The organism is Pseudomonas sp. GGS8 (genome assembly GCF_024168645.1).
Lineage (GTDB): Bacteria > Pseudomonadota > Gammaproteobacteria > Pseudomonadales > Pseudomonadaceae > Aquipseudomonas.
Window position 1 is genome coordinate 4,020,624 of sequence record NZ_JALJWF010000001.1, and the last position, 13,839, is coordinate 4,034,462.

Here is a 13,839-nt window from a genome sequence, read left to right on the forward strand (position 1 = left end):
AGTGATGCGAGGGGCGGGTGACTCGCTTGGAGGTGTCGCAAATCGCGACAGCCCGATGAGACGACGAGCGACCTGTCACAGCCTTGAGACACCCGCTATTGAGGACTAGAATTTTCAGGCTAAAGGGTGAAATGACGGAGCATTTGCCCGGCATACATCTGGCGCGAGGGAGGTAGCGATGTTCCTATCACCTCTGGAAATCAAAAACATCATCGAGCAAAGTTTTCTGCCCGCCGTGTGCATCTGCAGTATGGAGGCAGACCAGTTCCTGACGATTCGGGTTTGCGATTGTATGACCGGCAAAGTGGATCTGGTGGCCACTCACGTACCGGTATGGACACTGGACAGTCCCCATGCAATTGCATCGCTGGTGGCTGATATGCGGTTGGAAATCGAGGCTCACAAAGGCGTTCACCCGACGTTCTACAGTTGAACCGATGTCACGCCGCACCTGTCGATGGTGCGGCGTGCGTCTGTCATGTCAGGACGGGATTTTTCGGGAAATCTCATCGAACGTGTCGCTGTCTACAGCTGCCAGCAACCTTCTTCCATCCTTGAGTGTGGCCAGAAAGGTTACCTCGGTTTCCTTGCCAGCCAACATGAAGCCGGCAATTGCGCCGATAGGCCCCAGCAACATGGCCCCCGCCACGCCGAAGCCGATGACATCCTTGATGTTGTTGATCGAATCCTCGTTGGCCACTTCTACACTCTTGAACAATGAGAGCGGGAGGGTGATGCCGGGCCACGGGTGAAGCGACGTCCTGAGCGTGAAAACGCCGTCTGTGTACTCTCCATCACCCTGCAGAAAGTCCCCCGCCAGGACCGTTATGCTTGCCATGTTCTTACCCTCTGACTGGCAATCGGTGAACCCTCATTTCGCGCCTGCACCGGAGCATCGTCAATCGCCGGGCGATGAAGTGTTCCGGCCGGGGGCCTCTATGCTTGTCTCACACTGCAACAGGTGTCGCGATATTAGACGCGGGCGATCTCGTTCAGACCCGCTCATAAGCCAGTGATTTCAAGTAACTGATTGATTTTTATAGTGATCGTTAAGCTGGCACGCGGCGCCTGAAAGGTCGCCTTCGCGGGCAAGCCTCGCTCCTACTCTGGAATTTTTTGGTGAACACACGATTTGTGTACCGCCGAAGACTCATATAGGAGCGAGGCTTGCCTGCGAAGAGGTCCTCAAGAACACCGCAGCAGCATCAAGCCTCAGGCACCGGACAGCTCAAATCCCCTTCCTTACACTTCAAGTAAGTCTTGAACGCTTCGACCCGCGCCTTGGTCAGCTCCGTGGTGCAGTTGCTGTAGATCAGCGGATACACGCTGCCACCTTCCACTCCGGATGCCGAGAACTTGCACTCGGCATCGCGAAACGCAATCCATGAGCGCTGGGCCCCGACCAGCAGTTTTTTGGTATCAGGGCTGTCCTTCAAGCGCGTGGTGATCTGCTGGTAAAGCGCATTCAGTTCTTGGTCGGCCGCCTTGTTCTGCTGCGCCGCGCACTGATTCATCGTCGTCTGGTCGGTGGCGTTGTCGCAGTTGGCGGCATGCGCAAGGGGGGTGAACAGCTGTGGCGTCAGCATCAGGAGAAAACGTGGAGGCATGGGAATTTTCACTGTAACAATGGAAAGATGAGGTTGCAGTGTAGCGAAGACGCAGGCTTCAGCTTGCAGCAAGGGCGCCTGAAGCCGCGAGTAATAGGTCTGCACAGGTCTGGATATCCTCGCGCATGTGCAACTTCGTCAGCCAACCGTCCGGGATCGCCTGCATACCGTAGTGGGCTCCGGCCAACTGGCCGACGATGGCGGCAGTGGTATCGGCGTCGTCGCCCAGGTTAGCGGCTTCGAGGATGGCAGCTTCAAAACTGCCCGTGTGGTGAAAACACCACAAGGCCGCTTCCAGTGATGCAACGCAGTAGCCGCTGCCCCGGATATCGTCTTTGGACTTGTCGAGGTAGTCGCCTCGGGCGATGGCCATGACTTTCGGTTCCAGGAGTATTGGCTCTGGCAGGCGCTGCAAATCCGGCTTGGTGGCGCCCAGCAATGCCTTGCGGAGCAGTTCGGCAAGCAACTGACAGCACTCGATGGCCTCTGGTGCAGCATGGGTGGTGCGCGAACTGTCTGCGGAAAACGTCTTGATCCGGTCTCGGTCGGGGAAGTAGTACAAAACTACCGGCGCTAGCCGCATCAGAGAACCGTTGCCTGCCGTGTCGGGATCGGTGGACCCAGCGAATGGCTGCCCGGTTTCCTGATAACGAGCCAGCGCTTCACGTACGGTCATGCCAATGTCGAAACATTCGCCGGTTGAACTCAGGTAACCCCATTGCCACCAGTTGAGGTAGCGCCCCATCTGGTCGGCCGCATCAAAACCTTTCTTGTTCAGCAGACTTTCTGCCAGGCAAAGTGCCATGGAGGTGTCATCGGTCCATTGCCCTGGCTTCAGATTGAACAGGCCGCCGCCAACCATATCAGTCAGGGGCTTGAACGAGCCGCGCGGCTGGAATTCGACACTGGTGCCGATAGCATCTGCGCAAGCAAGCCCTAACAGGGTTGCGCGATAACGCTCCGTGAGTGAAGGCTGCATGAATCTTCCTTGTAGGGGCCAACGTCGCTGTAAACGTTAGCAGTTTCAATCCGTTGACTGTGCCTTTCAAACTAGAACTTATGGCCAAAATCGAGGCCGAATATTTCAGGCATGCTTGCTTGTGGCACCCGTTTGATACAACTTTTAGGTTGGTCTTATGGGCTTTACAGGCCTACTGTTCAATACAGGAGGTGACTTATGAACCCTGCATCAGATCGCATCGAAAGGAAGATCTTGCTCAAGGCGCCGCGCTCGCGGGTCTGGCGCATGCTGGCCAATGCCGAAATGTTCGGGCAATGGTTCGGCGTGGCACTCAAAGGTAAACGCTTTGTCGCCGGCGAGTGGACCCAGGGGCAGATTACTTATCCTGGTTATGAGCACTTGTTGTGGAATGTCCTGGTGGAGCGGGTCGAGCCGGAGCGGGTGTTTTCGTTTCGCTGGCACCCGTATGCAGTGGAACCGGAAGTCGATTACTCCCAGGAGCCCACCACGCTGGTGAAATTCGAACTCCAGGACATGGGCGAAGACACGCTATTGACGGTCGTCGAGTCCGGTTTCGATCACATTCCTCAGTCGCGCAGGCTCAAGGCGTTCCGCATGGACAGCCGTGGCTGGGATGAGCAGATGAACAACATCGAACAGTTTCTGGCAGAAAACACCAAGACCCACGATCTTCAGGGAGGTTGATGGCTGCAGGCCGCGAAACTCGCGGCTTTGGCCCATGACGGTTGATACGTCTAAGGGTTTTCGGAAGGGCGGCTATGGCGAATGTCTTACACGCGGTAGTAGCTATGTCGTCTGTTGCAGATTGGATCCGAAGCGTAATCTAGCCCCATCAACTGAAGCACAGGAAGTGCTCCAGGGTCACGGATGATCGACCATAAGCAAGGATTGCTGCCGACAGGGAGTCGATATGGTCTTGGGAAAACCCGCTTCGGCGGGTTTTTTTTCGTCTTGAGAAAACTTCAACCTTATTCCCTACAAGGGCAGGTTCTGGTGTTGAGTGGTCAATGGCTTACACGCAGTCGGTGGTATGTCGTCTTTTGATGCTTCATCGATATGTTTAATCTGGATCCATCAACTGAAGCACAGGATGTGCTCAGGATCACGGATGATCGACCATACGCCAGGATGGCTGCCGACAGGATGTCGCAATGGTCTTGAGAAACCCGCTTCGGCGGGTTTTTTTATGGGCGTCAGAAAAATCCGTCAGATGTCCACGACTTCACGCAGAGTCTCCAGGGCGCGCTTCAACACGTCGAGGCTGATCGATCCCATGGCCACCCGCAGTGCTGGAGGCACATGAGCGGTCGTGGCAAAGGGATCGGCGCTGGTCACCTGCACACCTTTACGTTCCAGCTCGGCAACCGCAGTTTCGGCCCGTAAGCCTTCGGGCAATCTGAGCCAAAGGTAATAGGAAGCGGGATGCGCCACCCGTTCGCAATTATTCAGGATTTGCCGAGCCAGGTCCTGTCGCTGCCGGGCGTCCAGGCGCTTTTGCTCTTCGAGGTTGTCGACTTCGCCGCTATCGATCCAGCGGCAGGCCAGTGCGACGGTCAGCGACGGGGTGCTCCATGTCGACACGCGGATGGTTTGTTCCAGCGCCGGGATCATCGCTTTCGGTGCAACGATGAAACCGATGCGCAGGCCCGAGGCAACGCTTTTTGACAGGCCGCTGATATACAGCGTGCGTTGCGGGGCCAAGGTAAACAGCGGTTTGGGCGCCGGTTCTGCGAGGAAGGCATAGGCACCGTCTTCGATGATCAGAAAGTCGTAGCGTTCGGCCAATTGGACCAGGCGTTCACGGTCGGCGATGGACATCACCGTCCCCAACGGATTGTGCATCGTCGGCATGCTGTAGAGCGCCCGCACGGGGCGCCGTTTGCACAGCGCTTCCAGGGCGTCGAGGTCGGTGTGCCCGGCGATTTGCGGCAGGGCTTCGAGGTCCAGCCGATGGGCCAGGGCCAGGGTTTTCAGGCCGGGGTAGGTGAGGGCGTCGAGGGCCAGAATATCTCCCTGTTTGAGCAGTGCCATCAGCGTCACGGCAAGACCTTGCTGGGCACCGTTGACGATCAGCACCTGATCGCCACCCACCCGAATGTCCCGATTGCGTAAATGCCGGGCTGCCGTCTGCCGTTCATGGGCACGCCCGCCCTGAGGCGCGGAATGCAATAGCGCGTTGATATCCCCGCAGGCGGCAAGCGCTCGCAAACCCTCGCGCAATAACTCGTCCTGACCGGGTACCGACGGGTAATTGAAGGTCAGGTCCACCATGCCGACGCCCAGTGGTTGCTGTTCCAGCCCCAGTCCGCGTGGCAAGGACGTGTCGCGCACAAAGGTGCCGCGGCCGATTTCTCCGACCACCAGGCCCATCGCTTCCAGCTCGTGATAGACCCGCAATGCCGTGGCCAGGGCAATCCGTTCGCGCTGCATCAACGCGCGAATGGTCGGCAATTGTGTGGCGGGTGGCAGCTCACCGCTGCGAATCTGCCCGGCGAACTGATCCACCAGGCGTTTGTAGCGAATACGGGTCATGGGTGAGCGCTCTTTGTATCTGGATCAATTTTTTGTTTGTATCAGATTGGGGCTCTAACCTACAGGCCTTCCAGGATGGAGACTTCGCTGTGATTGACCCTGCGACCTTATCGATTTTCGTCGGCGCGGTGATGTTGTTGCTGCTGTCACCCGGACCGAACATGGCCTTCGTGATCAGCCATGGCGCCAGTTATGGCTGGCGCGGTGGTGTGGCGTCGGGATTGGGCATTGGCCTGGCCGATCTGATCCTGACGGCGCTGACCGCGATGGGCGTTACGACACTGGTTGCCAGTTGGCCGCCGGCCTTCGACCTGATCCGTTATGCCGGCGTCCTGTACCTGCTGTGGCTGGCGTTCAAGGCGTTGCAAAAGCCATCGGCCAGCGGCACGTCGGATGTTGCGCAGGTGCCGCTCAAGACCCTGCTGATCCGGGCGATGCTCAATAGCCTGTTGAACCCCAAGGCCTTGCTGTTTTTCATGGTGTTCCTGCCGCAATTCGTTAACGCGCAACGAGGCTCGATTGCCGTACAGCTGGTGCTGCTGGGGATGGTGCTGACCCTGGTCAGTGGCGTGTTTCACACCCTGCTCGGGGTTTTCGGCAGCACGGTCAGCCGGCGTATTTCCAGCACGTCGACATTCGCCAAATGGCAGTCATTGGGGCTGGCCGCGGTACTGCTGTTACTCGCCGTCCGGCTGGCCCTGATGACTCGTCCGGCCTGACTCATTCGCTGAAAAGGAACCTCTGCATGTACATCGCATCGTTTATCTACAAACCCGGGCAACGGGACGAGGAGTTCAACCGGTTGAGCACGTTGATCGACGAAGTCGCGATCAGCATCGAAGGGTTCGTCGGCACCCAATCCTGGTGTTCGGCCGATGGCGAGCTGGTCAACGCCAGTTACTACTGGCAGGACGAAACCTCTATCCGAGAGTTCGCCAGCCACCCCAAACACCTGGAGGCGAAGCGCCAGTACCGCAAGTGGTATGCGGGTTATCAAGTGGTGATCGCTAAAGTGGAGCGGGCTTATGGCGATGACTCGTTCGAGCTGTTTGTGCCGAATGGTCGGCGTGAGTGACTGGCTGCGGGGGCGATAGCTCCCGCAGCCATTTCTTTCACTGGAAGTTGAGTTTCGCCGCTGCACGTTCGGTGATTTCCGTACGTAATTTCAACGACCCGGCAGCACGTTTACGGGCTTCTTCCAGCACGCCGGCTGGCGCTGTCTCGGGGCTGCCTGACGCAAACGGTGGTGCCGGAGCGTATTCAAGCTGCAATTGCACCAGCTGTGCGGTGTCCTTATCGAACAACTCAGCGGCCAGGGTCAGGGCAAAATCGATGCCTGCGGTGATCCCGCCACCGGTCAGCAGATTGCCGTCGCGCACTACCCGATCCTTCACCGGGGTCGCCCCCAACAGCCCGAGCAATTCGTGATACGCCCAGTGAGTGGTGGCGCGCTTGCCCTTGAGCAACCCCGCCGCGCCAAGCACCAGAGCGCCCGTGCAAACCGAGGTGACATACCGCGCCGTGGCGGCCTGAACCTTGATGAAGGCCAGGGTCTGTTCATCCTCCATCAATGGCCCGACACCACCGCCGCCGGGAACGCAGATCACATCCAATGGCGGGCAATCGTCGAAGGTGATGGTCGGTTTCAGCACCAGCCCGGTACTCGCGGTGACGGGCATCAGGTCCTTCCAGATCAGATGCACCTTCACGTCCGGCAGTGAGGCCAGCACGTCATAAGGGCCGGTCAGGTCAAGTTGTTGAACCTGTGGAAACAACAGTAAACCGATCTGCAACGTCATGGCGTTTTTCTCCTGATTGGGGTGGACGACTTCACTGTAGGCTCGTAGGATCTGGCGCATACGCCAATAACCCCACGAATTACGCCAAACATGCCGAACCGCCCGAAAACCATTCATGTGCTGGCCTTCGCCAACGTGCAAGTGCTCGACGTCACCGGGCCGTTGCAGGTGTTCGCCTCGGCCAATGACATTGCCCGCCAGCAAGGTTTGCCACCACCCTATGCTCCGTCGGTGATTGCCAGCGGTGGCGGGGCGGTGATGTCGTCGGCGGGGTTGGCGCTATTGGCAGAACCGCTGCCGGACGGGGAGAGCGACACCTTGATCATTGCCGGTGGCTGGGGCGTTTACGCGGCAGCGCAGGACGCGTCACTGGTGGCGTGGGTGCGTGAGCATGCGCGAGGTTGCCGGCGGGTGTCGTCAGTGTGTACCGGCGCGTTTTTGCTGGCGGCCAGCGGTTGGCTCGACGGTCGACGGGTGGTGACGCACTGGACCCGCTGCGAGCAATTGGCGCAGCAGCATCCCAAACTGCAGGTCGAGCCCAACCCGATCTTCATCAATGACGGCCCGGTCTGGACCTCGGCCGGGGTTACCGCGGGCATCGACCTGGCCCTGGCCATGGTCGAACAAGACCTCGGCCGAACCATGGCCCTCGAAGTCGCCCGACAATTGGTGGTGTTTCTCAAGCGTCCGGGGGGCCAGTCGCAGTTCAGCGTGACCCTGTCTTTGCAGAAAGAAGGCAACCGATTCGACGACCTTCACGCTTGGATCAGCGAAAACCTCACCAAAGACCTCGGCATTCCGACCTTAGCCTTGCAGGCCGGCATGAGTGAACGCAGCTTCGTGCGCCACTACCGCGCCGACACCGGCCAGACCCCGGCCCGGGCCATCGAACTGATTCGGGTCGAGACCGCGCGACGGCTGCTCAGTGACACCGGCGTACCGATCAAACGGGTCGCGGTGCAATGCGGGTTTGGCAGCGAAGAGACCTTGCGCCGCAGCTTTCTGCGGGCCATGGGCGTGACACCGCAGGCTTATCGCGAGCGGTTTTCCGTCAGCCCTTCAGCAGATCCAGTATTGCCTTGAGCGTCGCTTCGGGCGCTTCTTCGGGAATGTTATGCCCGACGCCCGACCGCCCCAGTCATAACCGCACAAAGCGGCTTGTTTGATGGCGAACGCGTCCATCAGGTCCAGCAAGTCCTGGGCGAGGGCGGCTTGCTGGCCGGAGCGCAGGGTGTCAGGACATTTTGAATCTGCACTCGATGCTCCATTAGGCTCTCTATCAACGGCTGATTCAGATCGACCTGCGGCCTTACTGCTCAGGCTTCCACGTCCGCCACCTGATTGAAATACTTCGATCGATCCGGCGTAAACGTCACCACCATTTTGGTCCTGGAACAGGTCAACGCTCGTTCTGCGCTCAGATCAATATCCAGATCTTCACCGCGCAACCCCTGCCATTGGGCGAGGTACTTGAGGGAGCCGTATTTTTCGAGTTTCTTCAGGCTGCGATTGACGCCACCTTTCCAACCCAGCACCGGGAGTTCGCCGGTGAGGCATTGGTGGGCGAGGTCGGGGAAGCGGGCGGCGCGTTGGCGGCCGATTTCCCAGCATTTGATCAGGCCTTTGTCGGGACCTTCCCACAATTCAGTCCGATTCAGGCCTGATCGGAGTGGGGTATCAATGCTGCGATGGATGCGCTGGCTCATTCTGGTTCCTTGAATTCGGGTTTTGTTGGACAGCTCCGCTGTGCCCGTTGGGCGTGGATGGTAGGGATGGATGTAGGCGCTGGCAACAAGGTATTTCCGGATGTAGGAAAGAGTTACTACGTATTGAACGGGCAGGTTTGTGGAGTGTTTGTAGGCCGTTGGCTTACACGATCCTGTGGTGAGGGGGCTGGCCTCCGTTCGGCTGCGCAGCGGTCGAAAAGCCAGTAAATGCGCTGCTTCTGGAGGAATTTGGTTGAGCATTCGAGGGGCCGCTACGCGCCCCAACGGGGGCAAGCCTCCTCGCCACAGGTCGTCAGCAGTGTCAGGCGGAGGGTGTTTAAGTTCATTGCTTGTAAGCTTGGATCCTACAAAAAGAGTCGTAAAAGGGGATATTTCCGACGAGTTTTGGTGGTCACGACGGCGGCATCGAAGCCTGCGCCCACACAGCTGATCCCCTGTGGGAGCGGGCTTGCCCGCGAAGCAGGCGCCTCGGTCTCAAGGCTGCCAGAAGTTCTTTTCCCCGCTTAATTTACGATCCAGAAAACTCGCCGCGCTGATCAGCGCCAGGTGGGTCAGCGCTTGCGGTGTGTTGCCCAAGTGTCGGGCGTGGCTGTCGAACTCTTCGGCGTATAGCCCCAGCGGGTTGGCGTACCGCAGCAATTGCTCGAACTCCAGGTGCGCCTTTTCCACCTGGCCGGCGCGGGCCAGGCATTCGACGTACCAGAACGAGCAGGCGGCGAAGGCGCCTTCGGTGCCGGGCAGGCCGTCGATCTGGCTGTCGTCGTTGCGGTAGCGGTAGACCATGCCCGCGCGCACCAGGGTTTTCTCGATGGCTTCAAGGGTCGCGATCCAGCGCGGATCCTTGGCACTGACGAAGCGCACCAGCGGCATCAGCAGCATCGAGCCGTCGAGGCCGGTGCCGTCGATGTGCTGGACGAAATGCCCGCGTTCTTCATTCCAGAAGTTGCTCCAGATGTCGGCGTAGATCGCTTGACGAGTCTGGTCCCAACGGGCGAACGGGGCGGGCAGCGAGCGTTTGGAGGCCAGCCGGATGGCTCGATCCAGCGCCACCCAGCACATCAGTCGCGAGTGCAGGAAATCATACTGCTCGCCGCGCATTTCCCAGATGCCAACGTCCTTTTGTTGCCAGGTTTCGCAGACCTGATCGACCACTTCCACGGTGTGTTTCCAGCCTTCATGGGAGATCGCCTCACCATACTTGTTGACCAGGTACACCGCGTCCATCAGCTCACCGAAAATGTCGAGCTGGATTTGCTCATACGCCTGATTACCGATGCGCACCGGCGTCGCGCCGCCATGGCCGGACAGGTGCGAAAGTTCGGTTTCCGGCAGTTCCTGACGGCCATCGATGGCATACAGAATATTGAGTTTCATTGGCTTGCCACGGCAATCGCTGACCCTGCCGCGCAGCCAGCGCATGTAGGCGTTGGCTTCCTCGACGAAGCCCAGGCGCATGAAGGCGTACACGGTGAACGAGGCATCGCGGATCCAGGTGTAGCGGTAGTCCCAGTTACGTGCGCCGCCGGGTGTTTCCGGCAGGCCGAAGGTGGCGGCGGCGAGGATGGCGCCGTGTTTGCGCGAGGTCAGCAGCTTCAGCGCCAGGGCCGAGCGATTGACCATTTCCCGCCAGCGCCCGCGGTAATTGGACTGGCCGATCCAGTCGCGCCAGAACTTCAGGGTGCGCTCCAGGCACAGATCGGCGGCGCCTTCCTTGAAGCGCGGATCGTCAACACCGCCGAGCAGAAACTCGGCGCTTTGGCCCTGTTCGAGGGTGAATTCAGCAACCGCTGCGTTGTCCTCGATACGCAAGGGCTGATCCGAACACAGCTGCATGGGCGGCTGCCCGGAGGCCTCGAAATACACACTCCGACCACGTCCCCGGGCCGTGGTATGAGCCCGCGCATAGTCATGACGCGGGTTACAGAACATCCGTATCGTCGCTTGACCGCTGACCACACGCACCCGGCGCATCAACATCGGCCAATCATCCTCGCTGTCGCCGATGGGCAGCAGATCGGTGACCTCGACCACCGCATGATCGCTGAGCCAGCGGGTTTGCAAGACGTTAGTGTCGGGCAGGTAAATCTGCTCGCGGCGGGCGTCGGGCAGGTCCGGGGCCAGTTGGAAGATGCCCGCTTCGGGGCTGTCCAGCAGCGAGCAGAAGATCGATGGACTGTCGAATTCCGGCCAGCAGAAAAAGTCCACGCTGCCCTTTTCGTTGACCAGCGCCGCGCTGCGCATGTCGCCAATGATGCCGTGGGCATCGATCGCGCTTTGTCGTTCGGAATGATCAGCCATTGCCGCAGAACTCCTTGGACTGAGGGTCTAACCAGCTGACTGGTTTAAGCCGCAGAGAGTTCATTTGGCGACGAACCGGCGTTCACACTCAACCAACAATTCGCCGCTTTCCCGCAGGCCAACGTTTGTGGCAAGTTGCAAGCCCTTGTTGAGGCCCGATCCCATGGCAAACCCCTACCGCGAGCTGTTCCAAGCCCCAGGCGCGCGTGCCTTTATGCTGGCCGGGATGATTGCGCGCATACCGATTTCCATGACCGGCATCGGCCTGATCACCATGCTCTCGCAGCGCCAGGGCGGTTACGGCCTGGCGGGCTCCGTCGCGGCCAGTTCCGGCTGGCTGGTGGATGCATTTGGTGCGCGCAGCGGGTTTTGGGTGTCGATTGCCGCGGGTGCCGTGGTGCTGGGTTCGGCGGTGCAGAGTTTCCGCCATTTGAAATGAAGATTGACGGTGGGAGCAGGCTTGCCCGCGACTGCGTTTTTTCAGGTATTGCGCGTCATCGTTCATCGCGGGCAAGCCACGCTCCCACAGGTTCTGCGTCTTGACTTGGCATTAGGGCAAGCCCGCTTCCACAAGGGATGTTGTGGTTACCAGCCTCTTCCCGAGTTCACCCAGAAATTCACCGACAACGACGTCGAGACCGATTCCACCTGATGGAACCAGCCTTCGGGCAAAAACAGCAGATCGCCGGCCTCCAGGGTCACCCGCAAAAACGTCACGTCCTGCGCGCCGGGGAAGCGCTGGTAATCCGGCGCATCCGGGTTGAAATCACAACCGTCGAGCCCGCCCTGCGGGGCTGTTGACCAGGTGCCGAGCGCTTCGCGGTGATGGGGCGCGGCGAGGGTGAAGGTTTTCCGGCCCCAGACCTGAGCGAACAGGTTGTCGGTGTCGTCGCGATGCAGCGGTGTCAGCGTGCCCTTGGGGCCGATCCAGATGCGTGGCGGGATGAACAGCGCTTGATCGAAGTAGGGCGGGTACTTGATCTGCTCCATCAACTGCGCCGGCAGGATGTTGTTGCCCATATAGGCCGGGGGTTCGCCATCGGCGCTTTTCACCGCAGGAGTGTCCAGCGAGGCGATGAACTCGGCCATGGAGGTGGAGCGGAAATCCCGTTCCGTGGAGAAAGTTTTCTTCACGTAATCGCCATGGCGGGTGATGCCTTGCAGTTCGGCGAAATGCACCAGCGATGCTTCGCGGCTGAGCTTGAACAGAGGCCAGTCTTGCAGGGCATCGCTGATCACCAGCGGAATACCGTGGGGCAGGTAGCGAGTCTCGAACTCCAGCACTGACAATTCGCGACGTGGCCGGCGCTCCACCGAACGTTGGGTCGGCAGGCTGGCGGAGACCTTTTCGCTGAAACGCGGCGGGGTCGGGTAGCGCTTGTTCATGTCGACCTTTTCCACCACGCCGCCACCATGGCGGGCGTGCTCGATGATCTGCGGCAGCATCGTCGCCAGGCCCATGTTGCCGCCGATTTTCAAGCGGCCGCTGGCGAACAGCTCCTCGACATTGGCCATGCCGCCCATGATCCCGAGAAAGTCCTTTTCCGCGACTTCGATGGTCACGTCGGGGCTGGCATGACGGCCGGCTTCGGTGCGGCTGCTGGCCTTGACCTCTGACCAGTACGCCTGATGCGGGCCGAACACGAATTGAAAAACCCCTTCGATGCCGACGGCACCGGCATTGGCGAACAGTTTGCCCAGGATGGTCTGCAGGTCCACGGCGATGCCTCTTGTTGGTTTTGGTCTGAGCTGGTTTTTGTCTGAAGAGGAACGAGCATCCGCAGCGAAAATTTAACCGGCTCTGACTAATTTGCGCCGCTTGCGGACCGTCCTCCCTTACAGACGACTTTTTGAGGTAAACGTGGTGACCGAGTTGACCCTGCTGTGTCTGCCGTATTCTGGCGCCAGTGCCATGGTCTACAGCCGCTGGCGGCGCAAGTTGCCGCAGTGGTTGCAGTTGCAACCGGTGGAGTTGCCGGGGCGAGGTGCACGGTTCGGCGAACCGCTGCACACCGACATGCGCGCGCTGGCGATGCAATTGGCCTGGGAATTGCGTCCGACGCTCAAGGCGCCTTACGCCCTGTTTGGCCATAGTCTGGGCGCCTTGCTGGCGTGCGAGCTGGCTCATGCCTTTCGTGCGTTGGGTTGCCCGGAACCGGTGGCGCTGTTTGCCTCCGGAACGGCGGCGCCAACGATGCGCGCCGACTACGATCGGGGCTTTGCCGAGCCGAAAACCGATGCGCAGTTGATCGAGCAGCTACGCACGCTCAATGGCACCAGCGAAGAGGTGCTGGCCAATGAAGAGTTGATGAGCCTGACGCTGCCGATTCTGCGCGCGGACTTTCTGTTGTGCGGTCGTTTCCAGCCGGTGCAGCGGCCATTGCTCAAGTGCCCGGTGCATGTGTTGGGTGGTAAGGCCGACAAAGCCACCCCCGAACAGTTGATCGGTTGGAGCAAGGAAACCCACGGCAGCTTTTCGGTGGACATGCTGGCCGGTGGGCACTTCTTCATTCATGAGTACGAAGCCAAGGTGCTGCGGGTGATCAAGAATCAGCTGGAGGTTCATCATCGGCGGGGTGCCATGGCGGCTGTATAGATTGTGTGATCGATGCATAACCTGTGGGAGCGGGCTTGCCCGCGAAGCAGGCGACACGTTCTCTCAGGTACACCGCGTTTTCGTTCTTCGCGGGCAAGCCCGCTCCCACAAGATAGGCGTCAAGTTTGGCTGATGTGATTGGCCCCATGGCCTGTGGGAGTGGTTTTCATCGCTCCTGACCTACGCTTCACCTTCCTTCCTGATACTTGTTCTCAAACGCTAATTTTTCCGGTCTGCATTCGTTTCATAGGGACGACGTGCCTTTGTGCTTCCTGCCTACTGATCCGGATGCTAAGAA

The 13,839-nt window shown here is 59.5% G+C and carries 14 protein-coding genes and 2 pseudogenes; 7 read left to right on the forward strand and 9 right to left on the reverse strand.

The annotated features are described in order from the left end of the window. Positions 1–178: 178 nt before the first annotated feature. The gene (locus J3D54_RS18235) at positions 179–433 is read left to right on the forward strand and encodes a DUF1652 domain-containing protein (RefSeq protein ID WP_253421006.1); all 255 of its coding nucleotides are present in this window, start codon (positions 179–181) and stop codon (positions 431–433) included. A 48-nt stretch (positions 434–481) separates the two neighbouring features. Here J3D54_RS18235 and J3D54_RS18240 read toward each other — a convergent pair whose 3' ends face one another. From J3D54_RS18240 to J3D54_RS18250, 3 genes are all read right to left on the reverse strand, one after another. Further along, complete coding sequence (locus J3D54_RS18240; protein ID WP_019579919.1) at positions 482–838, reverse strand: hypothetical protein; 357 nt, start codon at positions 836–838, stop codon at positions 482–484. Positions 839–1,205: 367 nt separating this feature from the next. Beyond that, positions 1,206–1,607: a lysozyme inhibitor LprI family protein gene (locus tag J3D54_RS18245; RefSeq protein WP_253426651.1), complete on the reverse strand. Its 402-nt coding sequence runs from the start codon at positions 1,605–1,607 to the stop codon at positions 1,206–1,208. 58 nt (positions 1,608–1,665) lie between these two features. After that, a complete protein-coding gene (locus tag J3D54_RS18250; protein WP_253421008.1) occupies positions 1,666–2,586 on the reverse strand; it encodes an ADP-ribosylglycohydrolase family protein in 921 nt (306 codons plus the stop codon). A gap of 198 nt (positions 2,587–2,784) precedes the next feature. Here J3D54_RS18250 and J3D54_RS18255 point away from each other — a divergent pair, with 198 nt between their 5' ends. After that, complete coding sequence (locus J3D54_RS18255; RefSeq protein WP_253421011.1) at positions 2,785–3,273, forward strand: SRPBCC family protein; 489 nt, start codon at positions 2,785–2,787, stop codon at positions 3,271–3,273. Positions 3,274–3,795: 522 nt separating this feature from the next. On the opposite strand, the gene J3D54_RS18260 is transcribed toward J3D54_RS18255, so the two are convergent. Next, a complete protein-coding gene (locus J3D54_RS18260; RefSeq protein WP_253421027.1) occupies positions 3,796–5,121 on the reverse strand; it encodes a PLP-dependent aminotransferase family protein in 1,326 nt (441 codons plus the stop codon). Between the two features lie 89 nt (positions 5,122–5,210). Here J3D54_RS18260 and J3D54_RS18265 point away from each other — a divergent pair, with 89 nt between their 5' ends. After that, positions 5,211–5,840, forward strand: coding sequence for a LysE family translocator (locus J3D54_RS18265; RefSeq protein ID WP_253421030.1), 630 nt, complete (start codon positions 5,211–5,213; stop codon positions 5,838–5,840). 26 nt (positions 5,841–5,866) lie between these two features. After that, positions 5,867–6,196: an antibiotic biosynthesis monooxygenase gene (locus J3D54_RS18270; protein WP_253421033.1), complete on the forward strand. Its 330-nt coding sequence runs from the start codon at positions 5,867–5,869 to the stop codon at positions 6,194–6,196. A 37-nt stretch (positions 6,197–6,233) separates the two neighbouring features. Here J3D54_RS18270 and inhA read toward each other — a convergent pair whose 3' ends face one another. Beyond that, entirely contained in the window at positions 6,234–6,920 is a 687-nt protein-coding gene (gene inhA, locus J3D54_RS18275) for an isonitrile hydratase (RefSeq protein ID WP_253426653.1), read from the reverse strand. A gap of 90 nt (positions 6,921–7,010) precedes the next feature. Here inhA and J3D54_RS18280 point away from each other — a divergent pair, with 90 nt between their 5' ends. Beyond that, on the forward strand, positions 7,011–8,003 hold the full coding sequence (locus J3D54_RS18280; RefSeq protein WP_253421036.1) for a GlxA family transcriptional regulator: 993 nt from the start codon (positions 7,011–7,013) through the stop codon (positions 8,001–8,003). 30 nt (positions 8,004–8,033) lie between these two features. On the opposite strand, the pseudogene J3D54_RS18285 reads toward J3D54_RS18280, so the two are convergent. The 3 genes and pseudogenes from J3D54_RS18285 to J3D54_RS18295 all read right to left on the reverse strand — a co-directional run. Further along, positions 8,034–8,159: pseudogene (locus J3D54_RS18285) on the reverse strand (alpha/beta hydrolase); the annotation flags it as partial. Between the two features lie 77 nt (positions 8,160–8,236). Further along, entirely contained in the window at positions 8,237–8,626 is a 390-nt protein-coding gene (locus tag J3D54_RS18290; protein ID WP_253426656.1) for a hypothetical protein, read from the reverse strand. A 495-nt stretch (positions 8,627–9,121) separates the two neighbouring features. Next, a complete protein-coding gene (locus tag J3D54_RS18295) occupies positions 9,122–10,945 on the reverse strand; it encodes a glycoside hydrolase family 15 protein (RefSeq protein ID WP_253421039.1) in 1,824 nt (607 codons plus the stop codon). A gap of 163 nt (positions 10,946–11,108) precedes the next feature. Between J3D54_RS18295 and J3D54_RS18300 the strand changes: the two are divergent. After that, positions 11,109–11,273: pseudogene (locus J3D54_RS18300) on the forward strand (MFS transporter); the annotation flags it as partial. 257 nt (positions 11,274–11,530) lie between these two features. On the opposite strand, the gene J3D54_RS18305 reads toward J3D54_RS18300, so the two are convergent. Next, positions 11,531–12,664 carry a cupin-like domain-containing protein gene (locus J3D54_RS18305; protein ID WP_253421042.1) on the reverse strand — a complete coding sequence of 378 codons (1,134 nt, stop codon included), beginning with the start codon at positions 12,662–12,664 and terminating at the stop codon, positions 11,531–11,533. Between the two features lie 142 nt (positions 12,665–12,806). Here J3D54_RS18305 and J3D54_RS18310 point away from each other — a divergent pair, with 142 nt between their 5' ends. Beyond that, the gene (locus tag J3D54_RS18310; protein ID WP_253421045.1) at positions 12,807–13,541 is read left to right on the forward strand and encodes an alpha/beta fold hydrolase; all 735 of its coding nucleotides are present in this window, start codon (positions 12,807–12,809) and stop codon (positions 13,539–13,541) included. The last annotated feature ends 298 nt before the right edge of the window (positions 13,542–13,839 follow it).